The following is a 26,894-nucleotide window of genomic DNA, read 5'->3' as shown; positions in this document are numbered from 1 at the left end:
ACTGACCCGGCATCCACAAAGCTGCCAAACCAAAAAGAGCGGCGCCTCACACACTCAACAGGAGAAGAGTAATGGCTGACACATCAGCAAACACGGGACAGATATCAGATCCGAATTTCACACCCCCCTTAGGGCAAGCAATTCCCCTTGGGTTCCAACACGTTTTGGCAATGTTTGCCTCCAACGTCACACCATCAATCATCGTCGCGGGCGCGGCGGGGCTGGCCTTTGGCGGACCTGAACAGATCTATCTGATCCAGATGGCGATGCTGTTTGCCGGCATTGCGACACTGTTTCAAACCGTGGGTTTTGGCCCCGTAGGCGCGCGCCTGCCCATCATGCAGGGTACCAGCTTTGCCTTTGTTGGGGTTCTGGCCGGCGTTGCGGCAACACAAGGTCTCAGCGTGGCACTAACCGCCTGTATCATCGGCGGCGTGATCCATTTCGCGCTTGGCTCGGTCATCGGCAAATTGCGCTGGCTGTTCCCTCCCTTGGTCACCGGCCTCGTCATTCTGGCGATTGGTCTTTACCTGATCCCCGTTGCGATCAAATACGCAGCCGGCGGCGCTGCCAGTTTCCAAATGGAAGCCGAAAGCTTTGGCTCCCTCAAACATTGGTCAGTGGCCCTGACGGTTGTGATTGTTGCTCTCGTTCTCAAGTTCTTTACCAAAGGTGTTCTATCGAGCGCGGCCATTCTGGTGGGTTTGTTGGCAGGTTATGCACTCGCATTCATGCTGGGCATGGTCAGCTTTGCCTCGGTTGGCAAAGCAAGCTGGATCACCAACATCAGCCCACTACCATATGGCTTTGAATTCAGCCTCGGCGCTGTGATTGCGGTCACGCTGGTCTCCATCGTGTCGGCCATCGAAACTGTGGGCGATGCCTCAGCGACCGCCAAGGCCGGCGCAGGACGCGACGCCACTGACGAAGAAATCGCGGGCGCAACCTATGCTGACGGTCTGGGCACGGCAATTGCCGGTGTGTTCGGCGGCCTGCCGAATACATCCTTTAGCCAGAACGTGGGTATTGTCGGTATGACCGGCGTCATGAGCCGTCATGTCGTGACCATTGGCGGCATCGTGTTGATCGTCTGTGGCCTTGTACCCAAAATTGGCGCCGTGATCGCATCCATGCCTCTGCCGGTTCTTGGTGGTGGTGTGATTGTGATGTTTGGCATGGTGGCCTCCGCTGGCCTGAACGTGCTGAGCGAGGTAACGCTGAACCGCCGCAACATGGTGATCATCGCGATTTCATTGGCGGTTGGCCTGGGTCTGAACCTTGTTCCGACAGCCGTGCAGTACCTCCCGGGTGTTGTGAAAACGCTGATGACCTCGGCCGTTGCACCTACCGCGCTGTGCGCGATTGTGCTCAATCTGGTTCTGCCCCAAGAGGACTGATCCAAGTCACATTGCCAAATTTTCAAAGGGGCCTTCGGGCCCCTTTTTTTATGTTTGACGACTTTACCTAACGCAAACGTAAGCTTTTCCCTCAGCGCATGGGAGCCATGCGCGACAAAGGCTACCACAATAGTTTAATATTAAACTATAAGATTTCCCAACTTGGATTTCAGTGGAGGAGACGCCAGCATGGCGAATGAGATTCCCGATATCGACCCGACAGAATCCCAGGAATGGCAGGATGCCATCGAGGATGTGATTGCGCGGGACGGACCCGACCGGGCCCATTACCTGTTGGACAAAGCAGTACAACAGGCCAGAGCCGCCGGCGCCACGCTGCCCTTCTCGGCAACAACACCCTACCAGAACACCATCCCAACCGACGACCAGGAAGACTTCCCTGGCGATATGGACATGGAATGGCGCATCCGCACCATCAACCGCTGGAACGCGATGGCCACGGTGGTGCGTCGCAACAAAGAGAGCAGCGAATACGGCGGCCACATCGCCTCGTTCGCCTCCTCGGCGGTCATGTATGATATAGGGCTGAACCATTTCTGGCGCAGCAAGTCTGCAATTCATGGCGGCGACCTCGTTTTCTTTCAGGGCCACGTGATTCCAGGCATCTATGCGCGCTCCTTTATGGAAGGTCGCATTTCCGAGGAGCAACTCGAGAATTTCCGCTCAGAAGTGGCAGGCAACGGCCTCTCCTCTTACCCGCACCCATGGTTGATGCCGGATTATTGGCAGTTCCCAACCGTCTCTATGGGCCTTGGCCCGTTGATGGCGATCTATCAAGCGCGGTTCATGAAATACATGCACAACCGCGGCCTGATCGACATGTCAGACCGTAAAGTTTGGTGCTTCCTTGGTGACGGAGAGATGGACGAACCCGAAAGCCGGGGCGCCATCGACCTCGCTGCGCGCGAAGGGCTGGATAATCTTATCTTCGTGGTGAACTGCAACCTACAGCGTCTGGATGGGCCGGTCCGCGGTAACCACAAAATTGTACAGGAACTCGAAGGCGACTTCCGCGGAGCGGGATGGAACGTAATCAAACTCTTGTGGGGCAAAGGCTGGGATGCACTGCTGGAGAAAGATACCTCCGGCAAGCTGCGCCAGCTAATGAACGAGACCGTTGATGGCGACTATCAAACGTTCAAGTCCAAAGACGGCGCTTATATCCGTGAGCATTTCTTCGGCAAATACCCGGAAACCGCTGAGCTGGTTAAAGACTGGACCGATGACCAGATCTGGGCGCTGCGCCGCGGCGGGCATGATCCGCAAAAGGTCTATACTGCCTTCAAACGCGCCAGTGACACCAAAGGGCATCCAACCTGTTTGCTGGTGAAGACCGTCAAAGGATATGGCATGGGCTCAGCCGGTGAAGGCCAAAACACCACTCACCAGCAAAAGAAAATGGCCGAGGATCAACTGCGCGCCTTCCGCGACCGGTTTGAAATTCCCGTGAGCGACGAAGACCTGCCCAAGGCGCCGTTTGTCAAACTGAACAACGCGCAAAAGGCCTATCTCGCCGATCGCCGCAAGGAGCTTGGGGGCGAATTCCCCAAACGCGAAAGCCAATCTCCCAAGATGGACATCCCGGATCTCGACAAATTTGCTGCCCAACTCAAGGGCACTGGTGAGCGTGAGATTTCCACCACAATGGCCTTTGTTCGCATCCTGACCACGCTGCTGCGTGACAAGCAGATCGGCAAGAACGTGGTTCCGATTGTGCCAGACGAAAGCCGCACCTTTGGGATGGAAGGCCTGTTCCGCTCCGTTGGAATCTATAACCCCGAAGGGCAGAAATACACGCCTGAGGATGCGGATCAGATGATGTATTACAAGGAATCGACCAATGGTCAGGTTCTGCAGGAAGGCATCAACGAGGCCGGAGCCATGGCAGACTGGATTGCGGCAGCAACCGCTTACTCCAATCACGGCGTGCCGATGATCCCCTTCTTCATCTATTACTCAATGTTCGGCTTCCAGCGGATCGGCGACCTGGCCTGGGCCGCGGGCGACAGCCGCGCACGTGGCTTTATGCTCGGTGGCACCGCTGGGCGCACCACACTGAACGGCGAAGGTTTGCAGCACGAGGACGGCCACAGCCACATCCTTGCCAGCACCATTCCGAACTGCATCACTTATGACCCGACCTTCCAACACGAAGTTGCGGTCATCGTGCAGCACGGCCTGAAGCGCATGTATGAGGATCAGGAAGATGTGTTCTTCTACCTCACCCTGATGAACGAAAATTACACCCACCCCGAGATGCCAATGGGTGTAGAGAAGGAAATCATCAAGGGGCTCTACCGTTTCAAAGAGGTCAAGAAACCGACCAAGAAACACGTGACCCTGATGGGCTCCGGTACCATTCTGGTACAAGCCATCAAAGCAGCTGAAATGCTGGAAGCGGACTTTGGGGTGACCAGCGAAATCTGGTCGGCGACCAGCCTGAACGAGCTCGCACGGGATTGTCAGGACGTGGCGCGCCATAATCGCCTGAACCCATTGGCGGAGCCAAAAGTGTCGTTTGTAGCCGAGCAGCTAAGCAAGGCCAAAGGCCCTGTGATTGCCGCAACCGACTATATGAAGAACTACGCCGAACAAATCCGCACCTGTGTACCTAATCGTTACACAGTTCTGGGCACGGACGGCTTCGGCCGGTCCGACAGCCGCGTAAACCTGCGCCGTTTCTTTGAAGTGGATGCAAACCACATCGCCGCTGCGGCCATGGTGGATTTGTACCGTGAAGGCGGCATCACCAAAAAAGACCTTGAGGCCGCTTTGGCCAAATATGACATCGACGGCGCCAAGCCGAACCCGCGCCTGGTGTGATCGGGAAATCTGGAGGAATTTGATATGACAATCGAAGTTAAGGTTCCCGACATCGGAGATTTTTCTGATGTGCCAGTGGTTTCCGTGCTGGTTAGCGTCGGCGACTTGGTCGCCGAGGAAGACCCGCTGATCGAGGTGGAAAGCGACAAGGCAACAATGGAAGTGCCCTCACCGATGGCCGGGAAAGTCGTCGAGCTAAAGGTCGGAGAAGGTGATTCCGTGTCGGAAGGCACGTTGATCCTAACGCTTGAAGCAGAAAGTGGTGCGGCCTCCGAGACTGTCGAGGTCTCCTCACCCGCAGCAGCCCCCGCGCCTGCTTCGCCGTCGACACCTGCTGCACCAGCAGCAGCCCCTGCGGCAGTGACCGACGCCGGATTTGGCAAAGCTCACGCATCGCCGTCTGTACGGGCCTTTGCGCGTCAATTGGACGTGGATCTGGCCAAGGTGAATGGCTCGGGCCGCAAAGGACGCATACTGCGCGAAGACGTGACCGCGTTCCTGAAGTCCTCAACCGTCGCTGCGCCCGCTTCCGGGGCGGCACAAGGCGGCATGGGTATTCCCGCAATTCCCACAGTGGACTTCTCCAAATTCGGCCCGGTCGAAGATGTGGATATGCCGCGGATCAAAAAGCTCTCCGGCCCTGCCCTGCATCGTAGTTGGCTCAACATCCCACACGTCACCCACAATGACGAAGCTGACATCACCGACCTTGATAAATACCGCAAAGAAATGGACACGATGGCCAAAGAAGACGGCTATCGCGTGACGCTCCTGTCTTTTGTCATCAAGGCTTCTGTTTCGGCTCTCAAACAGCATTGGGAAGTCAATTCATCCATCCATCCGGATGGCGACAAGCTGATCAAAAAGGACTACTACAACATCGGTTTTGCGGCGGACACGCCAAACGGCCTGGTTGTGCCAGTGATCAAGGACGCAGATCGCAAAGGCATCGTCGAAATTTCCAAAGATCTCATGGAGTTGTCCGGAAAAGCGCGCGCAGGCGAGCTGAAAGGCCCAGACATGCAGGGCGCGACGTTTACAATCTCCTCGCTTGGAGGCATTGGTGGCACGTCTTTCACCCCAATTGTGAACGCACCCGAAGTGGCCATTCTTGGCCTGACCCGCAGCAAAATGGCACCGGTCTGGAATGGCGGGGAATTTGTACCCCGTCTGATGCAGCCATTGTCGTTGAGCTATGACCACCGCGCTATCGACGGGGCTTTGGCTGCACGGTTCACTGTGACGCTGAAAACCCTGATGGGTGACATGCGCAAGTTGATGTGGTGAGGAGAATGAGCATGGATGTCAAAGTACCTGATATTGGTGATTTTTCCGAGGTTCCAGTTGTCTCCATTCTGGTCTCCGTGGGCGACGCTGTTGCCGCCGAAGACCCGCTTCTTGAGCTGGAAAGCGACAAGGCCACAATGGAAGTGCCGTCGCCCGCAGCTGGCGTGGTGAAAGAGATCAAAGTCGCGGAAGGCGACTCTGTGTCCGAGGGCAGCCTGATTGTTGTGCTTGAAACCCAAGGTGGATCGACTTCGGAGGCCGTCGAGGCCCCCAAAGCCGAGGCACCCGCCGCGCCCCAAACGATCGCAGCCACTGGCACCGCATCGGGCGCGGGGGATGTGCACGCCGAGGTGGTTGTTCTGGGGTCCGGTCCGGGCGGCTATACAGCAGCCTTCCGCGCGGCAGATCTTGGCAAAAAGGTCGTGCTGATTGAGAAAGACAGCGCGCTAGGCGGTGTTTGCCTGAATGTCGGCTGTATCCCCTCGAAAGCCTTGTTGCATTCGGCCAAAGTCATCTCGGAAGCCGAAGATATGGGTGCGCATGGGGTGACCTTTACCAGACCTGAAGTCGATCTGGACAAGCTGCGCAACTGGAAAGATAGCGTTGTAAATCAACTGACTGGCGGTTTGGTTGGATTGGCCAAAGCCCGCAAAGTGCAGGTTGTGAATGGCTTTGGCACGTTCACTGGACCCAATATGATCGAGGTCAACAACGACGGCGACAAATCCACTGTCAGCTTTGATCAATGTGTGATCGCGGCTGGCTCAGAACCGGTCAGCCTGCCATTCATCCCGCATGAAGATCCGCGGGTGATCGACAGCACAGGTGCACTGGAATTGGAAGACGTTCCAGAGCGCCTGTTGGTGTTGGGCGGCGGTATCATCGGTTTGGAAATGGCCACTGTCTATGACGCATTGGGGTCCAAAGTGACCATCGTTGAGTTCATGGATCAGATCATTCCGGGCGCTGACAAAGACGTTGTTAAGCCGCTGCAAAAACGTATCGAAGGCCGCTATGACGCGATCTTGACCAAGACCAAAGTCACCGCTGTTGAGGCAACAGATGCCGGCATGAAAGTGACGATGGAAGGCCCGGACGGCGAAACCGTTGATACGTTCGACAAGGTTTTGGTAGCCGTTGGACGGCGTCCGAATGGTGCAAAGATCAACGGCGCCGCGGCCGGTGTTGCGGTAGATGAGCGCGGCTTTATTGCTGTGGACAGCCAGCAACGTACTGGTGTGCCTCATATTTTTGCCATCGGCGATGTTGTTGGTCAACCAATGCTGGCGCACAAGGCGGTGCATGAAGGCAAAGTCGCGGCCGAAGTCGCAGCCGGTCAAAAGCGCCACTTTGATGCGCGTGTGATCCCGTCGGTGGCTTATACCGATCCCGAAGTTGCTTGGGTCGGCATGACCGAAACACAGGCCAAGGCCGAAGGTCTAAAGGTTGGCAAAGGCGTTTTCCCGTGGGCCGCGTCTGGTCGGTCCTTGTCTTTGGGACGATCTGAGGGTTTGACCAAACTGATCTTTGATGAGCACGAGCGGGTGATTGGCGCCGGTATCGTTGGGCCAAACGCAGGTGATCTGATCGCCGAAGTTGCGCTGGCGATTGAGATGGGGGCCGATGCCGTTGATTTGGGACACACCATCCATCCCCACCCAACACTTAGCGAAACTGTGAACTTTGCTGCGGAAATGTTTGAAGGCACGATCACAGACCTGATGCCGCCGCGCAAAAAGAAGTGATTTCAACGCATTAAACTTTCCGAAGCGCCGTCCTTTGGGGCGGCGCTTCGCGTTTAGGGTCACATTCGGGTTAACGGGCATCTCAGGGCGATATTCGCGCTCGGCATCGCGGCGGTATGACGTCGGTATCGCGTCGGTGCTGTTGGCGAGGTGCCTCAAGTTGAACGATCTTAACACGCAGCGCGCGTGTTGCAGCGCGCAACGCCGTTAAGCTCAAGCCATGGGCTTGAGCCACGCCCAACCGTGCAAACGGGCGGGAGCGCCTTGCCTGAACCTAGGGCCTAGGGTTTCCAGTTGAGGAAGTTGCCGATCATGCGCAGGCCGATGTCCTGACTTTTCTCGGGGTGGAATTGCATGCCGACCATCGTGTCGCGCCCGATAATGGCCGTGACATCGCCGCCGTAACCCACGTGCGCCAGCCGTTCAGCGGGGTTGGCAACATGGAATTGGTAGCTGTGCACAAAGTAGGTGTGATCGCCGTCTTTGATCCCGTCCAATAGAGCGTGCGGATGGTCGATCACCAGATTGTTCCATCCCATATGCGGCACTTTCAAAGACGCGTCACTGGGCGCGATTTTGCGCACGTCGCCGGCGATCCAGCCGAGACCCGAGGTTTTCTTGTATTCGTGACCGGTCGTCGCCATCAGTTGCATGCCAACACAAATGCCCAAAAATGGTCGGCCTTTTTGTTCCACCGCTTCGACCATCGCGTCATAGATGCCTTTGTGGCCGCGCAACTCTTCGGCGCAGGCCGGAAAAGCCCCATCACCGGGCAGCACCAGCCGGTCGGCACGTGCCACCACGTCGGCATCCGATGTGACCACAACCTCGCCGCCGTCAACTTCGCGCGCCATGCGCTCAAACGCCTTTTCGGCGGAGTGCAAATTGCCGGATTCATAATCGATGATGGCTGTCAGCATGGCGCAGGGTGTCCCATAAAATCGTCTGCCCCTCACCTGACCCAGCGGGCGGCGGAGGTCAAGACTTTGGCGGCGTTCCAACACGATCCAGCAGCGCCATGACCTCCTCAAAAGGTCCATCTGCCACATCGGTTGGCATGATTTCCCCCAAATGGCCGCGCACAAACAACATGGTGTAGCCATGGATCAGTGACCAGACCTGAAACTCCACCACCTCAGGCTGCGTTCCGTCTGGAACGAAAGGCGCGCAGGCGTCGCGCAGGATCTGATAAGCGGAGCTGTCATCATGCTCGATCGGTTCCCGCTGCAGGTCAGACATTTCGATACCAAAGATCGTGTCCAACAACGCGCGGTGGGCAAGACCAAATTGCACATACCCGCGACAGATGCCTTTCAGACGCGCTTGCGGACTGTCGCCTTCCGATTGGGCGGCTTCCAACATGTGACGGGAAAAAACTGCGAAGGCCTCGCTGGCGATAGCGCCCTTTAATCCCGAAAGCCCGTCAAAGTGATGCGCGGGGGCTGCATGGCTGACTCCGGCACGAGCTGCACACTTGCGCAGGCTGAGCGCATCGATTCCCCCCTCTTCGAGAATTTCGATGCCTGCTTTGATCAACGCGTTGCGCAGATCGCCGTGGTGGTGGGATTTCTTGGGTGTTTTCAATGTCATGCAAACACAGTGCGATACTTGCTTGACAGCGTCAAGTTGACAGTGTCAAGTTGCACCAACTTTACACTGTCAAATTACACAAAAGGGAGAGACCCCGTGAAGGCTCTTTTGACTGTACGCACATTTTTCCTGTGGTTCTTTTGCATGGCCGTCGCCCTGTGGTCCTTGCGGTTTCTGTTGTTGGGGGTCGAGACGTCGATGGAATTTGTCGCATATCACGCCATTGAACGGCAGCTGGCATTCTTTGCCCATGTGGGGTTGGCGCCGGTGGCTTTGGCCTTGGTGCCGTTGCAGTTTTGGGCCGGATTGCGACTGCGCCGCCCTGCCCTGCATCGCTGGCTGGGACGCACGTATGCTGTGACGATATTAATTGCAGGCATTGGCGCCATTCTGATGGCGATTGGCACCAACGCGGGGCAGTTTGCGGCGGTGGGTTTTGCGCTGTTGGGATTTGCATGGATCGGCACAACTGCGGTGGCGGTATCCCACATCCGCAACAAACGAGTGGCCGAGCACAAGGCTTGGATGATCCGCAGCGCAGCGCTCACTTTTGCTGCGGTCACGTTGCGATTGGAACTGCCGATATTGGCGATGACGGTGGGGTTGGAAGACGGCTATCCGCTTGTGGCATGGTTGTGCTGGGTGCCCAACCTGCTGATCGCGGAGTGGATTGTGCGCCGCCCCACCCGAATGGGGGCAGCGCAGCCTGCTTAAAGCGCGCCTTTGGTCGAGGGCACGGCATCCGCTTTGCGCGGGTCCACCTCGACCGCCTCGCGCAGAGCGCGGGCCACGGCTTTGAACGTGGCCTCGGCGATGTGGTGGCTGTTGAAGCCGTGGATTTGGTCGACGTGCAGCGTGATGCCGCCATGGGTCGCAAAGCCTTGGAAGAATTCACGCACCAGTTCGGTGTCAAACGTGCCGATCTTTTGGGTCGGCATTTCGACGTTCCAGATCAGATATGGCCGCGCCGACAGATCCAGCGCCGCACGGACCTGCGCGTCATCCATTGGCAGGTGGCAGGCGGCATAACGGCGGATGCCGCGTTTGTCGCCAAGCGCTTGCGTCAGGGCCTGCCCCAGCGCGATGCCCACGTCCTCGACGGTGTGGTGGTCGTCGATGTGATAGTCACCTTTGGCACGCACGGTCATGTCAATCAGCGAGTGGCGCGACAGTTGGTCCAGCATGTGGTCAAAAAAGCCCACACCGGTTTGGTTGTCATATGTGCCTGAGCCGTCGAGGTTGATCTCGACGTTGATATCGGTTTCCGCAGTGGCGCGGGTGACGCTGGCTGTGCGCATCGGGATGTCCTTTGCAAGTCTTGTGCGCGCCCTTATAGGAGCGCCCATGTCGCGGGCCAAGAGGGCGTATTTCGGATTGTGCAGCGGGTGGCATTTGTGCCAGCTTAAGCGCGATCAACCAGCGCCAATCAGAAAAGAGGCCGCCCGATGACCACCTGTGTATTCATCCAGATCCGCTGCAAGCCAGGCACCACCTATCGCGTGGCCGAAGAGATTGCCTTGAAGGAAATTCATTCGGAGCTTTATTCGACCTCTGGCGATTTTGATTTGATGATGAAGCTCTACATCCCTGAGGACGCCGATGTGGGCAAATACATCAATGAGCATCTGCTGGATATTGAGGGAATTGAACGGTCCCTGACAACGCTGACGTTTAAGGCGTTTTAGACAGGGAACAGGAGGTGCGTCATGGGACTTGCGGAGAACAAAGCCAACGCGATGGCGTTTTACGACATGATGTTCAATCAATGTAAGCCGCGCGAGGCGATCGAGACTTACGTGGGCGACGTTTATATTCAGCACAACCCGCACGTTGGCGACGGCAAAGAGGCGTTCATCGACTATTTCGAGCGCATGGCCACAGAGTTTCCCGGCAAAACCGTGCATTTCAAACGCGCGATTGCCGAAGGCAACCATGTCGTTCTGCACTGTCATCAGGAATGGCCTGGCGACGAAGACTACGCCGGCATCGACATCTTCCGCTTTGATGACAACGGCAAAGTTGTGGAGCACTGGGATGTGCTGCAAACCATCCCTGTAAATTCCGCCAACAACAACGGGTTGTTCTGATCAGCCTTTGACGGGCTGACCGTTTATCCACGTTGCTTTGATGGCGCGGTCATCGCCCATCATGATGGTTGGGAAAATCGCTTCCCAGATGTCATTCGCACGGGAACTGCGCTGAGCAATGTCAGGCGTTGAGCTGAGATCCAGCACAACGATGTCGGCTTCCATGCCTGCAGCAAGGTTGCCGATCTTGTCTTCCATATGCAGGGAGCGTGCCGAACCTTGGGTGGCGAGCCACATCAATTGCGCGGCGTGAAGCGGTGTGTGGCGCAGCTGCGCAACTTCATAAGCCGCAGCCATGGTGCGCAACATCGAGAACGATGAGCCGCCGCCGGTGTCAGTGGCAAGGCCGACGCGCTGTCCCTCATCCATCAGCGATTGCATCTCAAACAGACCCGAGCCGATGAAAGTGTTGGAGGTTGGGCAATGGATCAGCCCCGCGCCGATTTCGCGCAGGCGAGCGCGTTCGCGGGGTTCGAGATGAATGGCGTGGCCGTAGAGGCCTTTTTCGCCAAGCAAACCAAAGGCCTCATAAGTGTCGAGATAATCGCGGGCTTCGGGGAACAGGCCCTGCACCCATTCGATTTCGTCGGTTTGTTCGCTGAGATGGGTTTGCATCAGGCAATCGGGGTGTTCGGCCCAGAGATCGCCCAGCGCGCGGAGTTGTTCTGGTGTGGAAGTTGGGGAAAACCGCGGGGTGATGGCATAATCCAGACGATCCACGCCGTGCCACTTGGCAATCAGGGCCTTGCTGTCGTCATAGGCAGATTGCGCGGTGTCGCGCAGCCCGTCGGGCGCGTTGCGATCCATACAGGTTTTGCCGGCCACGATGCGCTGGCCACGCATCTGCGCGGCGGTAAAAATCGCATCGACGCTTTCGGGGTGAATGGTGCAATAGCTGACCATGGTGGTGGTGCCGTGGTTGGCGGTCAGGTCCAGATAGGTGTTCGCGATCTGATCGGCATATGCCCGATCCCCAAAGCGCATTTCCTCAGGAAAGGTATAGCTGTTGAGCCAATCAATCAGGCGTTTGCCCCAGCTGGCGATGATGCCGGTTTGCGGATAGTGCACATGCGCGTCGACAAAACCTGCGCACAGCAAAGCGTCGCCATAGTCGGTGATCTCCGCTTGTGGGTGCGCAGCGCGCAGGGCATCAGAGGTGCCCACGGCGACAATGCGGCCATCCTTGATCAGCACCGCGCCACGCCGTTCATGGCGCGCGGCCTCTGCGGGGGCGGTTTCAAACGGGTTGCCCTCAAACGAGAGAGTTTGGCCCAGAAGCAATTTGGCAGCAGTCATTGTGGTCTCCCAACAGCGTAACGCGCTCTCCTATCGCGGCTTTTTTGGCGTGTAAATCGTCGTCTTTCGTTGAACTGTATCAACCGATTGGCCTATTGTCGCGTTAAGCTGGCGACGTCCGGTCAGCGGGTGCCAAAAAAGGGAGCGTCATGACAGAGCTTGATGATCAGACCGCCCCGGACCCGCAAACCGAAGATGACGCCTATACGCTGGACCGGCGGCTGGTGTCCGGCATCCTTTATTCGCTCGACGCCAAAGACCGTGACACGCTGCTGTCGCTGCTGGAGCCGCTCCACCCTGCCGACATCGCCGACATCATCGAGCAGATCAACCCGTATGACCGGCGGCGTCTGGTGGAGCTTTATGGCGAAGAGTTCGACGGCGATATCCTGCCCGAACTTGATGAAGGTCTGCGCGAAGAAATCCTCGCGATCCTGTCGCCTGACGTCTTGGCCGACGCGGTGCGCGAGTTGGAAAGCGATGACATCGTCGATCTGGTTGAGGATCTGGACGAGCCGCAGCAGGAAGCCATTCTTGACCAGCTTGAAGACGCCGACAGGGTGGCCGTTGAGCAGGCGCTGAGTTTTCCGGAAAACACCGCTGGTCGCTTGATGCAACGTGAGACTGTGTGGGTGCCAGAAGACTGGTCCGTCGGTCAGGCCATCGATCATCTGCGCAACGCACGGCAACTGCCGGAGCAGTTTTATCACGTGATCCTTGTTGATCCGCGCATGCGGCCCGTGGGCAACGTCACCCTGGGCAAGCTGATGTCGTCGGACCGCAGCGTGGCCTTGCATCAGATCGTGGAAGAGGAATTTCAAACCATCCCTGTCACGCAGGACGAAGAAGACGTAGCTTATGCGTTCAACCAGTATCACCTGATTTCTGCGCCCGTGGTGGACGCGGATGAGCGGCTGATCGGGATGATCACCATTGATGACGCCATGGTGGTGCTGGATGAAGAGCACGAAGAAGACATTCTGCGACTGGCCGGTGTGAGCGAAGAAACCAGCCTGTCGGACACGATTTTTGAGGCTGCCAAGGGCCGCGCGACATGGCTGTTTGTGAACCTGCTGACGGCCATTCTGGCCTCGCTGGTGATTGATATGTTCGCGGAGACCATCGATCAGATGGTGGCGCTGGCGGTGTTGATGCCAATTGTCGCCTCGATGGGTGGCAACGCGGGCACGCAGACCATGACGGTCACGGTGCGCGCATTGGCAACCAAGGATTTGACCGCGCAAAACGCGCTGCGTGTCGCACGGCGTGAACTGTCGGTGGGGGCCTTGAACGGCCTTCTGTTTGGCTTTGTCATGGCGCTGGTGGCGGGGGTCTGGTTCGGTGTGCCGATGTTGGCGGTGGTGATTGGCGTGGCCATGGTGGTGACGCAGATCGCGGCGGCTTTGGGCGGTGTTTTGATCCCGATGGCGTTGGACCGGGCCGGCATTGATCCGGCGCTGGCGTCGGGGCCGTTTGTGACCACCATCACTGACGTGATCGGGTTTTTCGCATTCCTTGGGTTGGCGGCCCATGTCCTGTTGTAGAGGCGCAAAATGGACCTGACAGCAATCAAGACAGCGGCGCGCAAAGCCGCGTTCGCGCGGCGCAAAGCAGCTTTTGACGCCGCTGGTCCCGGGCAATCGGCGCATCTGAGCGAGATTTTGGCAGGCTATCGCGGGGTGCCATTGGCGGGCTATATGCCGATCCGCACAGAGATCATCCCATTGGCCGCAATGGCGGAGGCCGCCGCCCACGGTCCTGTGGGCGTGCCGGTCATTCAGGGGGAAGCGCAGCCGCTGGAGTTTTCCCGATGGGAACCGGAAGGTGCGCTGCGCGACGGCCCGTTTGGGGCGCAAGTGCCTGTGGTGGATGACTATTTTGACCCTGAGATCGTGATTGTTCCACTGGTGGCGTTTGATCGCAACGGCGGGCGGTTGGGCTATGGCGGCGGGTTTTATGACCGCACGTTGGAGCGGCTGCGCGCGCGGCGGGGGACATTGGCGATTGGCTTTGCCTTTGACGCGCAAGAGGCCGACGATTTGCCGCTCGAGCCAACAGATCAGCCGCTGGACATGATGGTCACAGAGAGCCGGATTCTGGAGTTTTAATCGAGCCGCCTGTGGCGTTTGTTTGGAAATAGACAACGGCGTCCTCTTCGCCGCCGCCTTTGAATTTGCAGACGCCATAAACCGTGCCGTCTTCTTTTTGGCGGGCCTCATAACTGTGGCCACGGTTGGTGCAGTATTTGGCGGCATAGTTTCCCGAATAAGCCGGGTCATTGGCAAAGGCCGGATCAAACGGGCTGGACGCGGCGCAAGCCGACAACGTCAAAGTTCCAACCAAAAGGGCAGTCGTGAAGAATGGTTTCATCAAGGCACCTGTATCAGAATATCCCCTTACGATACGCCAAAGAAAGGGACCTGCAACAGTCTTGACTGGCGGAACCAAAAATCATGATGCGAAAGTGAAGGTTACTCTGGATTGTTGGCGCGGAAATACTCCCACTCGTCCACCTCGGAGCCGTCGGGTAGCACGCAGACGCCGGATTCGCTGCCGTCGGCCGCTTTGACAATCTCGGATGTGCCGCCTTGCTCGACGCAGTAGACCGACGCTGGATTGGCCATGCCGACCATTTCGTCTTGGCTGTCTTCAGCATTGCAGGCGGCGAGGGCTGCGACAATGGCGAGGGGAACAAACTGTTTCATTTTGGAGCTCCTGAAAAATACTCGGCAATACAAACTAAGATAAGGCAACTCTTAGCCTGAACAACGGATTGGGCAACGCCTTTGAGACTATGGGTCGCTTGCCGTCGGTTACCGCGCGACTTCCATTGGCCAAAAACACGCGCCCTCTCCATCTATGCTTGAGCTATCGCTCGAACGGGGATAGGCCATTGCGTTATGAAAATACTCTTTCTTGGTGATGTGATGGGCCGCGCGGGCCGGACGGCTGTGACAGAACGGCTGCCAAAGCTGCGCGAGGACTGGAAACTCGATTTTGTCGTGGTGAACGGCGAAAATGCCTCCAATGGCATGGGGCTTTCGGGCGCGCATGCCAAAGGCATTCTTGAGGCTGGCGCGGATTGCATCACACTGGGCGATCACGCCTTTGACCAGAAAGACATGATGCAGTTCATCCAGAGCGAGCCGCGCATCATCCGCCCGATGAACCTTGGCCGTGGCGATGTGCCGGGAAAAGGCCATCGCGTGTTTGAAGCACGTGGCGGGCGCAAGGTGCTGGTGGCGCAGGCGCTGGGTCAGGTGTTTATGAAACAGCCCTACGGCGATCCTTTCTCGGCCATGGATCAGGTGCTGCGCAGCCATCCGCGCGGCGGCATGGTGCAGGCCGCCATCATCGACATGCATTGTGAAGCCACATCCGAGAAGATGGGCATGGGTCATTTCTGTGATGGCCGCGCCAGCCTTGTGGTCGGCACCCATACGCACGTCCCCACGGCGGACACGCAAATCCTGCCCAAAGGCACCGCATTTCAGGCGGATGCGGGCATGTGCGGCGATTATAATTCTGTGATCGGTATGGAAAAAACCGAGCCCATGCGCCGGTTTGTGACCGGAATGCCCAAGGCACGGTTCACACCCGCCCTGGAAGAGGCCACGCTGTCGGGCGTTTATGTGGAAACCGATGACCGCACAGGTCAGGCCACGCGCATCGAGATGGTGCGTCAGGGTGGCCGTCTCAGCCAGTCCGGACCTCTCTGAAATGACCCGTTTGCGGTGGCTTGGCATCCTGCTGGCAATTGGCGCTGGCTGGGGATTGACGCAACCGCTGACCAAAATCGCGGTCTCGCAAGGGTATCAGCCATTAGGATTGATATTCTGGCAGTTGGCGATCGGCGCGGTATTTATGTTTGTGCTGCGCGTCGTTACAGGCAAGCCGATTGCGCTGCCCCCGCGCCTGTTGTGGTTCTTTCTGCTGATCGCTGCGCTTGGCACTGTGGTGCCCAACAGTTTCTCTTATCGCGCCGCCGCGCAATTGCCTGCTGGCATCATGTCACTGGTGATTTCCCTTGTGCCGATGTTGGCCTTTCCAGTGGCGTTGGCGCTGGGTGTCGACAGATTCAACTGGTTGCGGCTTGGCGGATTGGTTCTTGGGTTGTGCGGTGTGTATGTGCTGTCAGAGCCGGAAGCCCTGCCCGATCCGGCCATGCTGGCGTGGCTGCCAATCGCGGTCATTGCCCCGCTGTGCTACGCGTTTGAAGGCAATATTGTCAGCAAATGGGGCATGCACGGACTTGGCGCAGGGCATGTGCTGTATGGGGCCTCGGTTGTGGGAGCCATTGTGGCGTTGCCGTTGGCGGTGGCGTCCGGCCAGTTCATTGATCCGCGCACCGATTGGGCAGCGCCTGAGTACGCCTTGGTATTGTCGTCGATCATTCATGTGTCGGTTTACACGGCCTATGTCTGGCTGGTCACACGGGCGGGGTCGGTTTTTGCCGCGCAGGTCGCCTATGTGGTCACTGGATCCGGTGTGATCTGGTCAATGCTGTTGTTGGGAGAACGCTATTCGCTCTGGGTTTGGATGGCGATGGGGTTGATCCTGATGGGAATGTTTCTGGTGCAACCGCGCGACGAATGATCAGCGACCTCGCTGCAGGTGCAAAACTGCTTGCTCGAAAAGGGCTGCGTGGTACATCTGGGCCGATTGTGACACCGGAGCGCTGATGCAGCTTTTTGACCTATCACAGACCGTGCAGGCCATTTTGGCGCTCTGCACCGTCGCGACGATGTTTTTCCTGTTTCTGCGGGAGACCTTCCCGACCGAGGTGGTGGCCATCGGAGGCGTGGCGTTTCTGCTGCTCACGGGTGTCTTGCCGTACCAAGCGGCCTTGTCGGTGCTGTCCAACCCCGCACCCTGGACCATTGCGGCGATGTTCATCGTGATGGGTGCCTTGGTGCGCACCGGCGCGCTGAGTGCGTTCACCCATATGGCCGACAAGCAGGCGCGCACCAATCCGAAGCTGGCCATTATCATGCTTTTGGCCTTTGTGATTGTGGCCTCTGCCTTTGTGTCCAACACGCCTGTTGTGGTCGTGATGATCCCTGTGTTCACGCAATTGGCGCGCACCTTGGACAAACCTGCCTCAAAGTTTCTGATCCCGCTGAGTTACGCGGCCGTCATGGGAGGCACGCTGACGTTGATCGGGACCTCAACCAACTTGCTGGTGGATGGTGTGGCCCGCGCCGAAGGGTTGGAACCGTTCACCATTTTTGAGGTCACACCGCTGGGCCTGATCGTGGTCGGCTGGGGCATGTTGTATCTTTACCTGTTTGCCGACCGGTTGCTGCCGGAGCGCGCCAGCATGGCGGACATGCTGTCCGGATCAAACCGCAGCCAGATGAAATTCTTCACCGAAGCGGTGATCCCGCCGGAAAGCAACCTGATCGGGCGCGAGGTTGCGGGGGTGCAGCTGTTTAAGCGCGAGGGCGTGCGATTGATTGACGTCATCCGCGGCGATGAATCGCTGCGCCGAAATCTCAAGGGCGTTGAATTGCGGGTGGGTGATCGGGTTGTGCTGCGCACGCGCATGACCGAGTTGCTGAGCCTGCAGCGTGATAAATCACTGAAAAGGCTGGATCAGGTTGGCGCGGTGGAAACCACAACGGTTGAGGCGCTGATCACGCCGGGCTGTAAGATGGTCGGCCGCCGGCTTGGTGCGCTGCGATTGCGGCGCCGGTTCGGGGTTTATCCGCTCGCGGTGCACCGTCGAAACCAGAACATCGGTCAGCAATTGGATCAGTTGGTGGTGCGCGTCGGCGATACGCTGTTGCTGGAAGGCGCGCCCGAAGACATCCAGCGTCTGTCCGTCGAGATGGATATGGTCGATGTGTCCCACCCGTCCGAGCGTGAATACCGCCGCGGCCATGCGCCGATTGCGCTCGCTGCGATGGCCGGCGTTGTTGTGCTGGCTGGCTTCGGCGTCGCCCCGATTTTCCTTCTTTCGGTGCTGGCGGTGGCTGTTGTGCTTTTGACCCGCTGTATCGACGCAGACGAGGCGTTTTCCTTTATCGACGGGCGCTTGCTTGCGCTGATTTTTTCGATGCTGGCCATAGGTGCCGCATTGCAGAGTTCTGGAGCCGTGGCGATGATTGTTGACCGGCTTGCGCCGTTTATGCAGGGTTTGCCGCCGTTCTTCCTGATCTGGGCGATCTATTTGCTGACTTCGGTGCTGACCGAGCTGGTGTCCAACAACGCCGTGGCCGTGGTGGTCACGCCGATTGCTGTGGGCCTCGCGACCGCCATTGGCATAGACCCGCGGCCGCTGGTGATTGCGGTGATGATCGCCGCCTCGGCCAGCTTTGCCACCCCGATCGGCTATCAAACCAATATGTTGGTGTTTGGTCCGGGCGGCTATCGGTTCAGCGATTTCATGAAGATCGGTATTCCGCTGAACCTGTCGATTGGTCTGCTGACCTCCGCGGCGATCCCGCTGCTTTGGCCGCTGTAAAGCCGGTCAGGCCGCACGCAATGCAGACGGCGCCACGCCGTAGGTTTTGCGAAAAGCGCGGGTGAAGCTTTCGGGCGACGCATAAGCATAGCGGCGGGCGACCGCGTCGATGCGATCCCCTTTTCGCACGTCCTGATGGGCAAGGATCAAACGCCAACGGCGCAGATAGCCCATCGGGGTTTCGCCCACCATGTCCGAAAACAATTCCGAAAATCGCGACAGGGACAAGCCCGCGGCCTCGGCCAGATCAGCGTTGGTCCAGAGCCGGCCGGGATGGTCGTGCATCGCCACAATTGCGCGGGACAGGCGCGGATCAGCAAGGCCCGCGAGCAATCCAACCTCGGTGCGCCCCTCGCGCATCTGATCGCGCAGCAGGCGCACAATCAGTGCCTCCCCCAAGCGTGACATCACCGACTGCGCGCCGCAGCGCCCGCCGGTGGCCTCGGCATACATCAATTGGACCAGAGTTTGCGTGTCACCCTTATCGGCAAGGTCATAGTCAATCCGGTCGGGCAAGGCCGCCATCAGCGGATTGGAGGGCCCCGCCCAGTCGACACGGGCCGCAAACATCAACCGGTCCATGTCCGCCCAATCCGACACGCCACGCGTATAAAACCGCACCTCGCGCGGGGCGCCTTTGGCGTTGCAGATTGCGATCAGATTGGCCTCGCCATTTGGGGCGGGCTGAACGCTGAGGTGAAACTTTTCGATCAGGGTGGTGAGGCGATCCATGAGAGCTTTCGGTGTTGCGGTCAGATTATTCGGATTTATCATGTCAAAATCCTTGCAACAAGGGCACTCAACGAAAGATCACAAAATGTCCCGAAGGAGAAACGACATGCTGATGCCCCGCCAGAAAACACCCGGACTTGCCCTGCCCCTCGTTGGAGGTGGCAACTTTGATCTGGCCGCAGAAGGGTCAGAGCGCGGCACGTTGGTGTGCTTTTATCGCGGCCTGCACTGCCCGATCTGCGCCACCTACCTCAAGGAGCTGGACAAGCAAGCGCCTGCGTTTGCCGAGCGTGGCGTGAGTGTTCTGGCGGTGAGCTCGGACGATGAAGAGCGCGCAACTGCCATGCAGGAAAAAGTCGCGCCGGTGAACGGCATGCGTGTGGCCTATGGCCTGCAGCTGGATGCGGCGCGCGACTGGGGTCTCTATATTTCGACTTCGCGCGGTAAGACATCGATTGGCATCGAAGAGCCTGCGCTGTTTTCCGAGCCGGGCGTGTTCCTGGTGTCGCCAGATCAGTCGCTTTATTTCGGCTCGGTACAGACCATGCCGTTCATGCGTCCGCATTTCTCCGAACTGGTTGGTGCGCTCGACTTTGCGATTGCCAACAACTATCCGGCGCGTGGCGAATATACCGGCGCAGTCTGAAGTTAGCTGTTCTGCAAAAGAAACGGGCGCCTCGAGGGAGGCGCCCGAATGCATTCAAATAAAGCGTCGCTTACTTAAGGCGCGTCCAGTTCTGCGAGCGTTTGAACACAGCGACGTGGCCGGTGACCTTGAGCGTATTGCCGCTGAGGTTCATTGAGGAGCGATAGGTTTTGTCTGAGTCAGGCGCCCAGATTTTGCCATCGGAATACTCACCGCCGCCGTCAGCCTTCATGTCCCAAAGCATGCGTTTGCCCGCGTGTTCATAGTCGCCCACTTCGGCCCCATTTTCATCAATGGCTTTGGCGATTGTGCCGCAAATAGAGTCACCGCACGGGGCGATCGTCACGTGCAGATAACCACCGGTTTCGCCGGGCTGCGTTTTCCATGTGCCGGACACCGGATCAGCCGATGCTACACCAGCGCCAGCAAGGGTTAGCGCGGCGGCCAGAATATACTTTTTCATCAGAATTCCTCCCATTGGTTGTGCGCAGAGTGAGGCAGCGCCGGTTTTCGATCAACCCTGACTTTGGGGAAAGTTGCATTTCAGCCGGACACATGTCACATCGCTTTTGACTGTAGATATAGCGATGGAACGCCCCATGATCCTTTACCCTGCCATTGATCTAAAAGATGGAAACGCCGTGCGCCTGGTGCATGGGGACATGGCGCAGGAGACCGTTTTCAACGAAAACCCTGCCGCACAGGCGCTGGAATTTGTGAACGCCGGCTGCGCGTGGCTTCATCTGGTGGATCTTAATGGTGCCTTCGCCGGTGAGCCGGTGAATGCGGCCCCTGTCGAAGAGATCCTGAAGCAAACCAAAGTGCCCGCGCAACTGGGTGGCGGCATTCGTGACATGGATACAATTGCGCGCTGGATCCACCGCGGGTTGGCGCGGGTGATATTGGGCACCGTGGCGGTGGAGAACCCCGATCTGGTGCGCGAAGCCGCGCGGGAATTCCCCGGCAAAGTGGCCGTGGGTATCGATGCCCGAAATGGCAAGGTTGCCACCAAGGGCTGGGCCGAAGAGACCGAAGTGATGGTCACCGATCTGGCAAAATCCTTTGAGGACGCGGGCGTAGCGGCGATCATTTACACCGACATCATGCGCGACGGCGCGATGAAAGGCCCGAATGTGGAGGCCACGGCGGCGCTGGCAAACGCAGTGTCGATCCCGGTGATTGCCTCGGGCGGCGTCAGCTCACTGGACGATCTGCGGGCGTTAAAAGACTGCGGCGCGGACTTGAACGGCGCAATTTCGGGGCGGGCGCTTTATGATGGCGCGATTGATCTGGCCGAGGCGCTGGCGGTGATGAAGGCGTGAGCATCGCGCGCCGCATAACCCTGCTGGTTTTGCTGGCGATTATTCTGGCGTGTTTTGCACCGCTGGGAGCCTATTTCTGGTCCGAATGGGCGGCGGCGCGGTGGGAGTGCGATTTTGCCTCCCAACTGGCGCGGCAGAACGGCTGTATTGTGGATGGCGTGGACCGTGCGCCGGTGTTGGCGCGGGCCTACTCGGCGGTGGCGTTGTTGGTGGTGACCGTGCCAGTGGCCTTTGTGGCCGCCATTATCGGTGTGATCATTCTGGCACGCAAACCCAAAGGGTAAGGTCTGCCTGACTGTGACAATGGGACGGATTGATCCTCGCCCATTTGCCTCCCACCTTGAACCTGCGAACAGGACAAGGAATTGACCATGACTGTGACGACCTCCCCCCTCCCGCCATTCAGCGCGTTGCATGACCGTTTCTGCGCAGGTGATTTTGTTGACTGCTTCCGCGTCAGAAGCGACATGCCGCTGCGCGAAGCCGCTGACATTATCACCGACTTCCCAGGTTGGGCCAAGGCGCTCGTGGCGCTGCGCAATGTGATTGTGCTGCCCTTTGGGCTGACCGGTGCCCTGCCCTCCGATTTTGCGGGGCAGGAAAAGATCGGGATGTTCCCCTTGGAGAGTCAGACGGAGCGCGAAATCATTGCCGGTTTCAACGACAAACATCTGGATTTCCGGGTATCGGTGATGCGCGACGGCGACGACATTCTGCTGGCAACCTGGGTTCATCAGCACAACCTTTTGGGCCGCGCCTATCTCGCCACCATCATGCCGTTTCATGTCGCGATTGCCCGCGATGTGCTGCGCCGTGTTGCAAGCACTGGTCAAATGGCGGCTTAACACACTGGATTCAATCAGCGAAGCTGACGGGAAAGGATACGGGCGGCTTGCCATTTGGTCTTCCGATTTGGATAACGAGCCATCATCTTTGCCCAATCGAATGCATAAAACCCTCGCCTGCCTGACTTTAGCGCCCATTGCGATTTGGCTTATGTGCGCCGGCATCGTGACCTACCTGAACGAAATACATGGCTGCGAAATCTCCAGCATGGGACCTAGTCCATGTTTTGTTCTGGGCGTTGATATTGGCAGTACGGCGAGCGAGCTGGAGTTTTTGGCCGGTTGGGGCCTGATATTGTTCTTTTTGCCGTTTTCTCTGCTTTTTGGCGCGATTTGGCTTGTCTATTTGATAAGGGCATTGGTCGTGTATCTGGCCGCGCGGTCACGCAAAAAAACATGACCGCCGCTGCCAAATTGCTATCCTCTGGTCAAATGGCAGCTTAGGGCCTAGAACCGCTGGCGAGACTTGAAGGCGGACCAAGATGCTGAAAACCCGAGTGATCCCTTGCCTGGACGTGGCCGACGGGCGCGTTGTGAAAGGCGTGAATTTTGTTGGCCTGCGCGATGCCGGTGATCCGGTCGAGGCGGCGCGGGCCTATGATGCGGCTGGCGCGGATGAGATCTGCTTTCTGGACATTCACGCCACGCATGACAATCGCGGTGTGATGATCGACATGGTGCGGCGTACCGCCGAGCAGTGTTTTGTGCCCCTCACAGTCGGGGGCGGTGTGCGCACCGTGGCCGACGTGCGCAAGCTTCTGTTGGCGGGGGCTGACAAGGTGAGTTTCAATTCCGCCGCTGTGGCCAACCCCGACGTGATCGCCGAAGCCGCCGCACAGTTTGGCAGCCAGTGCATTGTCTGTGCGATTGACGCCAAGACCATCGGGCACGACGCAAACGGCGTGCCGAACAAATGGGGCATCTTCACCCATGGCGGCCGCAAAGAGGCGCTCGACAAAGACGGCAAGCCGATTGACGCCGTGGAATTTGCCAAGCTGGTGGTTGCGAAGGGCGCAGGTGAAATCTTGCTGACTTCGATGGACCGCGACGGCACCAAGGCTGGGTTCAACCTGCCTCTCACACGCGCGATTAGCGACGCAGTGAGCGTGCCGGTGATTGCCTCCGGCGGTGTTGGCACGTTGGATCATCTTGTAGAAGGTGTGACCGAGGGTGGCGCGAGCGCGGTTTTGGCAGCGTCAATTTTCCACTTTGGCGAATTCACTGTGCAAGAGGCCAAGCGGCACATGCAGGACGCTGGCATTCCGATGAGGCTGACATGAGTATTCTGAACGATCTGGCGGCAACCATTGCTGACCGTGCCAAGGCTGATCCCGACAGCAGCTGGACGGCAAAGCTGTTGGCTAAGGGGCCGGAAAAATGCGCCGAGAAGTTTGGCGAGGAGGCCATTGAGGCTGTCATCGAAGCCGTCAAAGGGGATCAGGAGAAGCTGACCTATGAGGCCGCCGATGTGCTCTACCACCTTCTGGTGATGCTGCAGGCCCGCGACGTGGCGCTTGACGATGTGTTGGCCGAGTTGGCGCGACGCCAAGGCTTGAGCGGGATTGCCGAAAAGGCCGCGCGCGATAGCTGAACTGTGACTTTGACGCGTGGCGTGCTGCGCCTATAGTCGAAGTGTTTTGATCCACAGGTCACCGAAATGACGCGAATTTTCAAACTGTTGGCCTGTTATGCCTTGCTTGCCCTGACGGCCTGCGCTGTGCCTAAGGCCGCGCAAACGCCTGACGTGGACGGTTTGCGGCATGCGCTTGTGGCGATGGGCGATTATGTGGCGGTTGATGAGGCCGACACCGTGGCCCGCCTGTCCTATACGTATTCGCTTCAGTTGCGCGCGGAGTATCAGGTGACGGACCCGCCGCTGATCCACAACGCCAAGGTCAATCAGGGCCGCAGGCCACGGGGGTTGTGTTGGCATTGGGCCGATGATCTGGAGGCACGACTGCGGCAGGAAGACCTGCAGACCTTCAGCATTTACCGGGCAATCGCCAATTCCGACAATTTGCTGATTGAGCACAGCACGGTGATCCTCGCCGAGCGTGGCGCACCAATGGAGAGCGGCATTGTGCTTGATCCGTGGCGCTATGGCGGCCATTTGTTTTGGGCACCTGTGGCCGAGGACACGCGGTATCGTTGGAAAAGCCGCGCGCAGGTGTTTCTCGACAAAGGCAATTGACCCTGCGTTTTTTATCCGCTGTTAAGAGTTTGTGTTGCATGACGTTTGGTGACCCGATTTTAGCCTCACTTTGAGCACTCCTGAACCAATGCCTCGACGCCTCATTTCAAAAACAAAATCCCGGCTGCTGCCATATTTTTGGCCGGCAAGGGCTTCGGAATCTACATTTTCCGGCGCGCGCAACCGGCTGGTTTGCAGCTTCTCCTTTGTCATTGGGGTTTGTGCAGTCCTGCACAACTTGCATTTGCAAACACTGGACACCGGCTTACCGCCAAGCGTCGCCGTGATTAGCTTTATACTATCATTTACCTATTTCCTGGTGCCCAGTGTGTTGCACAAAACCGGAAGCACGACCGCAGCCGGGCTCGTGCTCATTGTGTTATTGTCGGCCCATACCAACTTGGTGATGTATTTCGAAGATAGCCGAATCTGGCTACGCGAGGCGTTTCTGATTGGCCCGCCCGTGATCGCACTGCTGGTGCTTGGCACAGGGGCGGCTTGGATAGCGACAATTCTGACCTTTGCTAACTTGTTTCTGTTTACGGCCTTCAGCACCCTGCCCATCGAATCCGCTGGCGGCCTTTCAATGGTGATTTGTGCGTTAATTTGGGGATTGGCTTTGTTTAATGGGGAATTGGTTCGTGCCGAAGCCAAGCTGATAGAGCTCAAACACCAAGCCCAAGACGCCAATCACGCAAAATCCGAGTTTCTGGCCAACATGAGCCACGAGATCCGCACCCCAATGAATGGGCTTTCCGGTGTTCTGCAATTGCTGAACGAAACCGATCTAACGCCCCATCAGCGCGACTTGATCCGAATGGGGCAAGGGTCCGGCAACACGCTGCTGCGGCTGATCAACGATGTATTGGACTACTCTAAAATCGCGGCCCGCGGCGTGACCTTTGAGCGGATGACCTGCACCCCGGCCGATCTTGCGATGCCAGCTGTTCACGCCTTGACGGCGGATGCCGAAACCCAAGGCCTGACGCTTGACTACATTCAGGATCCCGATTTGCCGGAGTGGATCTCAGCCGATCCCGCGCGCATGCAGCAGGTGGTCAGCAATCTGGTGAGCAATGCCATAAAATTCTCCGGCAAAGGAGCCGTCGCGGTACATATGTCGCGACAGGACGACGTGATCCGCGTCGAAGTCATTGACCGCGGCATCGGTCTGACCGACAGCGCACAGAAGCGTGTGTTTCGCAAATTTGAACAGGCCACCAAGTCAACCAATCGAACCTACGGCGGAACCGGTCTCGGTCTGGCTATCTCCAAAGAACTTGTGGAACTGCAGGGCGGTGAAATCGGTGTGAACAGCACACCGGGTCAAGGCAGCACCTTCTGGTTCACCGTTCCGATACTGCTTGCCAATGCGCCGGCACAAACCGACGCACCGCTTGCGCAACAGCAAGTCGAGAAAGCGCAGACCCCGACGCGGTTTGACGGCGCGCAAATATTGGTCGCGGAAGACAACCGAACCAACCAAATCATCGCTGAGCGGTTCTTGCAGTCGATGGGCATTGAGCCCGTCACTGTCGAAAACGGGTTGGACGCGGTGCAGCGTTGCGAAAACACCAAATTCGACGTCATCTTGATGGACATTCAAATGCCTGGAATGGACGGGATCGAGGCCTGCGCCTTAATCAAAACGCATGGCGCGTTGAACGCAGACACCCCAATTGTGGCCCTGTCGGCCAATATCCTGCCGGAGCAGACCGCGAGCTACATCCGTGCTGGCATGATCGCGTGTTTGGGCAAGCCGTTTCGCAAACAGGAACTGGCCGACGTTCTGTCAAATCTTATTCCGCCACGAGCGGAACTCGCTGAAAGCGTTCAAAGCTTGGACGAAATCACCCCGGTCGCAAACCCGCCCATCCTGAGCTCGCCAAACAACCTCTGATATTCGATCTTGGGGCAGCGGTTCTGAATAACATCAACACCCTGCGCCTCGGCTTTGGAAGTTGCCTCTGCATGCTCGACGCCGATCTGCATCCAGATGGTCTTGAGATGAGGCAAATGTTCCAACGCAGCGTCTACAATCGGCGGCACTGCCTCGGAGCGGCGGAAGATGTCGACCATATCCACCGGCGCGTCAATCTCTGTCAGATCACCAACAATCGGTTCGCCAAACAGGATTTTGCCAACGTGCCCTGGGTTGACCGGTATCACGCGATATCCTTTGAGAGACAGATAGCGCGCCACATAATAGCTTGGCCGCACCGGATTCATGGAAACGCCAACAACCGCCACAACCTTGGTGCGGTTCAGGATGGTTTTCAGATGTGTATCAGAATAGGTCATGCCGCGACGCTAGCCTGAGTGCGCGCAAAAAAGAAGCGCCCAAACCATGTTTGGGCGCCAGTTCGGAACGAGGGACAGTGAAGCGAAACACAGGGTTCCATGTCTGCGTTTCTCACTAGTGTACGTAAGGTATGGCGCTGCGGAT

30 protein-coding genes are annotated in these 26,894 nt (G+C 57.9%); 21 read left to right on the top strand and 9 right to left on the bottom strand.

What is annotated here, in order from left to right; translation table 11 throughout:
- Nucleotides 1-71: 71 nt before the first annotated feature.
- The 4 genes from PG871_RS10835 (at nucleotide 72) to lpdA (ending at nucleotide 7,273) form a co-directional block, all read left to right on the top strand.
- Nucleotides 72-1,397, top strand: a complete 1,326-nt coding sequence (locus PG871_RS10835; RefSeq protein WP_270729255.1) for a uracil-xanthine permease family protein — start codon at nucleotides 72-74, stop codon at nucleotides 1,395-1,397.
- Nucleotides 1,398-1,586: 189 nt separating this feature from the next.
- Nucleotides 1,587-4,241 (top strand): pyruvate dehydrogenase (acetyl-transferring), homodimeric type, encoded by a 2,655-nt coding sequence (gene aceE, locus PG871_RS10830; RefSeq protein WP_270729254.1) that lies wholly within the window; start codon nucleotides 1,587-1,589, stop codon nucleotides 4,239-4,241.
- Nucleotides 4,242-4,265: 24 nt separating this feature from the next.
- Entirely contained in the window at nucleotides 4,266-5,528 is a 1,263-nt protein-coding gene (locus PG871_RS10825; RefSeq protein WP_270729253.1) for a 2-oxo acid dehydrogenase subunit E2, read from the top strand.
- An 11-nt stretch (nucleotides 5,529-5,539) separates the two neighbouring features.
- The gene (lpdA, locus tag PG871_RS10820) at nucleotides 5,540-7,273 is read left to right on the top strand and encodes a dihydrolipoyl dehydrogenase (RefSeq protein WP_270729251.1); all 1,734 of its coding nucleotides are present in this window, start codon (nucleotides 5,540-5,542) and stop codon (nucleotides 7,271-7,273) included.
- A gap of 281 nt (nucleotides 7,274-7,554) precedes the next feature.
- On the opposite strand, the gene hisH is transcribed toward lpdA, so the two are convergent.
- The gene (hisH, locus tag PG871_RS10815; protein ID WP_270729250.1) at nucleotides 7,555-8,193 is read right to left on the bottom strand and encodes an imidazole glycerol phosphate synthase subunit HisH; all 639 of its coding nucleotides are present in this window, start codon (nucleotides 8,191-8,193) and stop codon (nucleotides 7,555-7,557) included.
- Nucleotides 8,194-8,251: 58 nt separating this feature from the next.
- Complete coding sequence (locus tag PG871_RS10810; protein ID WP_270729249.1) at nucleotides 8,252-8,863, bottom strand: TetR/AcrR family transcriptional regulator; 612 nt, start codon at nucleotides 8,861-8,863, stop codon at nucleotides 8,252-8,254.
- A gap of 96 nt (nucleotides 8,864-8,959) precedes the next feature.
- Here PG871_RS10810 and PG871_RS10805 point away from each other — a divergent pair, with 96 nt between their 5' ends.
- Nucleotides 8,960-9,577, top strand: coding sequence for a DUF2306 domain-containing protein (locus tag PG871_RS10805; protein WP_270729248.1), 618 nt, complete (start codon nucleotides 8,960-8,962; stop codon nucleotides 9,575-9,577).
- Here the strand turns inward: PG871_RS10805 and hisB are convergent.
- Nucleotides 9,574-10,161 carry an imidazoleglycerol-phosphate dehydratase HisB gene (gene hisB / locus PG871_RS10800; RefSeq protein WP_054002416.1) on the bottom strand — a complete coding sequence of 196 codons (588 nt, stop codon included), beginning with the start codon at nucleotides 10,159-10,161 and terminating at the stop codon, nucleotides 9,574-9,576. The two genes, PG871_RS10805 and hisB, sit on opposite strands and share 4 nt — an antisense overlap.
- A 147-nt stretch (nucleotides 10,162-10,308) precedes the next feature.
- On the opposite strand from hisB, the gene PG871_RS10795 reads away from it, so the two are divergent.
- Nucleotides 10,309-10,548 carry an Lrp/AsnC ligand binding domain-containing protein gene (locus tag PG871_RS10795; RefSeq protein ID WP_054002415.1) on the top strand — a complete coding sequence of 80 codons (240 nt, stop codon included), beginning with the start codon at nucleotides 10,309-10,311 and terminating at the stop codon, nucleotides 10,546-10,548.
- 21 nt (nucleotides 10,549-10,569) lie between these two features.
- The gene (locus tag PG871_RS10790; RefSeq protein WP_270729247.1) at nucleotides 10,570-10,950 is read left to right on the top strand and encodes a nuclear transport factor 2 family protein; all 381 of its coding nucleotides are present in this window, start codon (nucleotides 10,570-10,572) and stop codon (nucleotides 10,948-10,950) included.
- Here PG871_RS10790 and guaD read toward each other — a convergent pair whose 3' ends face one another.
- Entirely contained in the window at nucleotides 10,951-12,246 is a 1,296-nt protein-coding gene (gene guaD / locus PG871_RS10785) for a guanine deaminase (RefSeq protein WP_270729246.1), read from the bottom strand.
- Between the two features lie 149 nt (nucleotides 12,247-12,395).
- Between guaD and mgtE the strand changes: the two genes are divergently transcribed.
- Together mgtE and PG871_RS10775 are read left to right on the top strand one after the other, a co-directional pair.
- Entirely contained in the window at nucleotides 12,396-13,790 is a 1,395-nt protein-coding gene (mgtE, locus tag PG871_RS10780; protein WP_270729245.1) for a magnesium transporter, read from the top strand.
- A 9-nt stretch (nucleotides 13,791-13,799) separates the two neighbouring features.
- Complete coding sequence (locus tag PG871_RS10775; protein WP_270729244.1) at nucleotides 13,800-14,354, top strand: 5-formyltetrahydrofolate cyclo-ligase; 555 nt, start codon at nucleotides 13,800-13,802, stop codon at nucleotides 14,352-14,354.
- Here the strand turns inward: PG871_RS10775 and PG871_RS10770 are convergent.
- Both PG871_RS10770 and PG871_RS10765 read right to left on the bottom strand, forming a co-directional pair.
- Nucleotides 14,326-14,616, bottom strand: a complete 291-nt coding sequence (locus PG871_RS10770) for a putative hemolysin (RefSeq protein ID WP_270729243.1) — start codon at nucleotides 14,614-14,616, stop codon at nucleotides 14,326-14,328. The two genes, PG871_RS10775 and PG871_RS10770, sit on opposite strands and share 29 nt — an antisense overlap.
- Before the next feature lie 101 nt (nucleotides 14,617-14,717).
- Nucleotides 14,718-14,951: a putative hemolysin gene (locus PG871_RS10765; RefSeq protein ID WP_270729241.1), complete on the bottom strand. Its 234-nt coding sequence runs from the start codon at nucleotides 14,949-14,951 to the stop codon at nucleotides 14,718-14,720.
- 195 nt (nucleotides 14,952-15,146) lie between these two features.
- Here PG871_RS10765 and PG871_RS10760 point away from each other — a divergent pair, with 195 nt between their 5' ends.
- The 3 genes from PG871_RS10760 to PG871_RS10750 all read left to right on the top strand — a co-directional run bounded on the left by PG871_RS10760 (nucleotide 15,147) and on the right by PG871_RS10750 (nucleotide 18,712).
- Nucleotides 15,147-15,965, top strand: a complete 819-nt coding sequence (locus tag PG871_RS10760; protein ID WP_270729238.1) for a TIGR00282 family metallophosphoesterase — start codon at nucleotides 15,147-15,149, stop codon at nucleotides 15,963-15,965.
- Nucleotide 15,966: 1 nt separating this feature from the next.
- Nucleotides 15,967-16,842 (top strand): DMT family transporter, encoded by an 876-nt coding sequence (locus PG871_RS10755; protein WP_270729237.1) that lies wholly within the window; start codon nucleotides 15,967-15,969, stop codon nucleotides 16,840-16,842.
- A gap of 85 nt (nucleotides 16,843-16,927) precedes the next feature.
- Nucleotides 16,928-18,712 (top strand): SLC13 family permease, encoded by a 1,785-nt coding sequence (locus PG871_RS10750; RefSeq protein ID WP_270729235.1) that lies wholly within the window; start codon nucleotides 16,928-16,930, stop codon nucleotides 18,710-18,712.
- A gap of 6 nt (nucleotides 18,713-18,718) precedes the next feature.
- Here the strand turns inward: PG871_RS10750 and PG871_RS10745 are convergent, their stop codons facing one another.
- Nucleotides 18,719-19,486: an AraC family transcriptional regulator gene (locus PG871_RS10745; RefSeq protein ID WP_333559668.1), complete on the bottom strand. Its 768-nt coding sequence runs from the start codon at nucleotides 19,484-19,486 to the stop codon at nucleotides 18,719-18,721.
- Between the two features lie 64 nt (nucleotides 19,487-19,550).
- Here PG871_RS10745 and PG871_RS10740 point away from each other — a divergent pair, with 64 nt between their 5' ends.
- Nucleotides 19,551-20,090, top strand: coding sequence for a peroxiredoxin-like family protein (locus PG871_RS10740; protein ID WP_270729233.1), 540 nt, complete (start codon nucleotides 19,551-19,553; stop codon nucleotides 20,088-20,090).
- 70 nt (nucleotides 20,091-20,160) lie between these two features.
- On the opposite strand, the gene PG871_RS10735 is transcribed toward PG871_RS10740, so the two are convergent.
- Nucleotides 20,161-20,553 (bottom strand): DUF2147 domain-containing protein, encoded by a 393-nt coding sequence (locus PG871_RS10735; protein WP_270729232.1) that lies wholly within the window; start codon nucleotides 20,551-20,553, stop codon nucleotides 20,161-20,163.
- Nucleotides 20,554-20,689: 136 nt separating this feature from the next.
- Between PG871_RS10735 and hisA the strand changes: the two genes are divergently transcribed.
- The 8 genes from hisA (at nucleotide 20,690) to PG871_RS10695 (ending at nucleotide 26,348) form a co-directional block, all read left to right on the top strand.
- Nucleotides 20,690-21,412 carry a 1-(5-phosphoribosyl)-5-[(5-phosphoribosylamino)methylideneamino]imidazole-4-carboxamide isomerase gene (gene hisA, locus PG871_RS10730; protein ID WP_270729231.1) on the top strand — a complete coding sequence of 241 codons (723 nt, stop codon included), beginning with the start codon at nucleotides 20,690-20,692 and terminating at the stop codon, nucleotides 21,410-21,412.
- Nucleotides 21,409-21,696 (top strand): hypothetical protein, encoded by a 288-nt coding sequence (locus PG871_RS10725; RefSeq protein WP_270729230.1) that lies wholly within the window; start codon nucleotides 21,409-21,411, stop codon nucleotides 21,694-21,696. The genes hisA and PG871_RS10725 overlap by 4 nt, the downstream gene beginning before the upstream one ends.
- A gap of 87 nt (nucleotides 21,697-21,783) precedes the next feature.
- The gene (locus tag PG871_RS10720) at nucleotides 21,784-22,257 is read left to right on the top strand and encodes a DUF2867 domain-containing protein (RefSeq protein ID WP_270729229.1); all 474 of its coding nucleotides are present in this window, start codon (nucleotides 21,784-21,786) and stop codon (nucleotides 22,255-22,257) included.
- Nucleotides 22,229-22,657: a hypothetical protein gene (locus PG871_RS10715; protein WP_270729228.1), complete on the top strand. Its 429-nt coding sequence runs from the start codon at nucleotides 22,229-22,231 to the stop codon at nucleotides 22,655-22,657. The genes PG871_RS10720 and PG871_RS10715 overlap by 29 nt, the downstream gene beginning before the upstream one ends.
- Before the next feature lie 82 nt (nucleotides 22,658-22,739).
- Entirely contained in the window at nucleotides 22,740-23,537 is a 798-nt protein-coding gene (gene hisF, locus PG871_RS10710; RefSeq protein WP_270729226.1) for an imidazole glycerol phosphate synthase subunit HisF, read from the top strand.
- Nucleotides 23,534-23,848 carry a phosphoribosyl-ATP diphosphatase gene (locus PG871_RS10705; RefSeq protein ID WP_270729224.1) on the top strand — a complete coding sequence of 105 codons (315 nt, stop codon included), beginning with the start codon at nucleotides 23,534-23,536 and terminating at the stop codon, nucleotides 23,846-23,848. The genes hisF and PG871_RS10705 overlap by 4 nt, the downstream gene beginning before the upstream one ends.
- A gap of 66 nt (nucleotides 23,849-23,914) precedes the next feature.
- A complete protein-coding gene (locus PG871_RS10700) occupies nucleotides 23,915-24,448 on the top strand; it encodes a hypothetical protein (protein WP_270729222.1) in 534 nt (177 codons plus the stop codon).
- A gap of 367 nt (nucleotides 24,449-24,815) precedes the next feature.
- Nucleotides 24,816-26,348, top strand: coding sequence for an ATP-binding protein (locus PG871_RS10695; RefSeq protein ID WP_270729220.1), 1,533 nt, complete (start codon nucleotides 24,816-24,818; stop codon nucleotides 26,346-26,348).
- Here the strand turns inward: PG871_RS10695 and PG871_RS10690 are convergent.
- Complete coding sequence (locus PG871_RS10690; RefSeq protein WP_270729218.1) at nucleotides 26,282-26,749, bottom strand: CoA-binding protein; 468 nt, start codon at nucleotides 26,747-26,749, stop codon at nucleotides 26,282-26,284. The genes PG871_RS10695 and PG871_RS10690 overlap by 67 nt on opposite strands.
- Nucleotides 26,750-26,894: the final 145 nt, after the last annotated feature.

The organism is Shimia sp. Alg240-R146, assembly GCF_947331465.1.
Taxonomy (GTDB): domain Bacteria; phylum Pseudomonadota; class Alphaproteobacteria; order Rhodobacterales; family Rhodobacteraceae; genus Shimia.
Note: the sequence above shows the minus strand (reverse complement) of the source record. Positions and strands in the feature narration are given on the sequence as shown.

Excerpts from the sequence above, each read along its gene's own strand:
- hisH (WP_270729250.1), bottom strand. The coding sequence starts at position 8,193 with ATGCTGACAGCCATCATCGATTATGAATCCGGCAATTTGCACTCCGCC.
- PG871_RS10720 (WP_270729229.1), top strand. The coding sequence starts at position 21,784 with ATGACTGTGACGACCTCCCCCCTCCCGCCATTCAGCGCGTTGCATGAC.
- PG871_RS10690 (WP_270729218.1), bottom strand. The coding sequence starts at position 26,749 with ATGACCTATTCTGATACACATCTGAAAACCATCCTGAACCGCACCAAG.
- hisB (WP_054002416.1), bottom strand. The coding sequence starts at position 10,161 with ATGCGCACAGCCAGCGTCACCCGCGCCACTGCGGAAACCGATATCAAC.
- PG871_RS10765 (WP_270729241.1), bottom strand. The coding sequence starts at position 14,951 with ATGAAACAGTTTGTTCCCCTCGCCATTGTCGCAGCCCTCGCCGCCTGC.
- PG871_RS10795 (WP_054002415.1), top strand. The coding sequence starts at position 10,309 with ATGACCACCTGTGTATTCATCCAGATCCGCTGCAAGCCAGGCACCACC.
- aceE (WP_270729254.1), top strand. The coding sequence starts at position 1,587 with ATGGCGAATGAGATTCCCGATATCGACCCGACAGAATCCCAGGAATGG.
- PG871_RS10760 (WP_270729238.1), top strand. The coding sequence starts at position 15,147 with ATGAAAATACTCTTTCTTGGTGATGTGATGGGCCGCGCGGGCCGGACG.
- lpdA (WP_270729251.1), top strand. The coding sequence starts at position 5,540 with ATGGATGTCAAAGTACCTGATATTGGTGATTTTTCCGAGGTTCCAGTT.
- hisA (WP_270729231.1), top strand. The coding sequence starts at position 20,690 with ATGATCCTTTACCCTGCCATTGATCTAAAAGATGGAAACGCCGTGCGC.
- PG871_RS10790 (WP_270729247.1), top strand. The coding sequence starts at position 10,570 with ATGGGACTTGCGGAGAACAAAGCCAACGCGATGGCGTTTTACGACATG.
- PG871_RS10745 (WP_333559668.1), bottom strand. The coding sequence starts at position 19,486 with ATGATAAATCCGAATAATCTGACCGCAACACCGAAAGCTCTCATGGAT.
- PG871_RS10740 (WP_270729233.1), top strand. The coding sequence starts at position 19,551 with ATGCTGATGCCCCGCCAGAAAACACCCGGACTTGCCCTGCCCCTCGTT.
- PG871_RS10825 (WP_270729253.1), top strand. The coding sequence starts at position 4,266 with ATGACAATCGAAGTTAAGGTTCCCGACATCGGAGATTTTTCTGATGTG.
- PG871_RS10735 (WP_270729232.1), bottom strand. The coding sequence starts at position 20,553 with ATGAAAAAGTATATTCTGGCCGCCGCGCTAACCCTTGCTGGCGCTGGT.
- PG871_RS10770 (WP_270729243.1), bottom strand. The coding sequence starts at position 14,616 with ATGAAACCATTCTTCACGACTGCCCTTTTGGTTGGAACTTTGACGTTG.
- PG871_RS10810 (WP_270729249.1), bottom strand. The coding sequence starts at position 8,863 with ATGACATTGAAAACACCCAAGAAATCCCACCACCACGGCGATCTGCGC.
- hisF (WP_270729226.1), top strand. The coding sequence starts at position 22,740 with ATGCTGAAAACCCGAGTGATCCCTTGCCTGGACGTGGCCGACGGGCGC.
- PG871_RS10755 (WP_270729237.1), top strand. The coding sequence starts at position 15,967 with ATGACCCGTTTGCGGTGGCTTGGCATCCTGCTGGCAATTGGCGCTGGC.
- PG871_RS10705 (WP_270729224.1), top strand. The coding sequence starts at position 23,534 with ATGAGTATTCTGAACGATCTGGCGGCAACCATTGCTGACCGTGCCAAG.
- PG871_RS10835 (WP_270729255.1), top strand. The coding sequence starts at position 72 with ATGGCTGACACATCAGCAAACACGGGACAGATATCAGATCCGAATTTC.
- mgtE (WP_270729245.1), top strand. The coding sequence starts at position 12,396 with ATGACAGAGCTTGATGATCAGACCGCCCCGGACCCGCAAACCGAAGAT.
- PG871_RS10750 (WP_270729235.1), top strand. The coding sequence starts at position 16,928 with ATGCAGCTTTTTGACCTATCACAGACCGTGCAGGCCATTTTGGCGCTC.
- PG871_RS10775 (WP_270729244.1), top strand. The coding sequence starts at position 13,800 with ATGGACCTGACAGCAATCAAGACAGCGGCGCGCAAAGCCGCGTTCGCG.
- PG871_RS10700 (WP_270729222.1), top strand. The coding sequence starts at position 23,915 with ATGACGCGAATTTTCAAACTGTTGGCCTGTTATGCCTTGCTTGCCCTG.
- guaD (WP_270729246.1), bottom strand. The coding sequence starts at position 12,246 with ATGACTGCTGCCAAATTGCTTCTGGGCCAAACTCTCTCGTTTGAGGGC.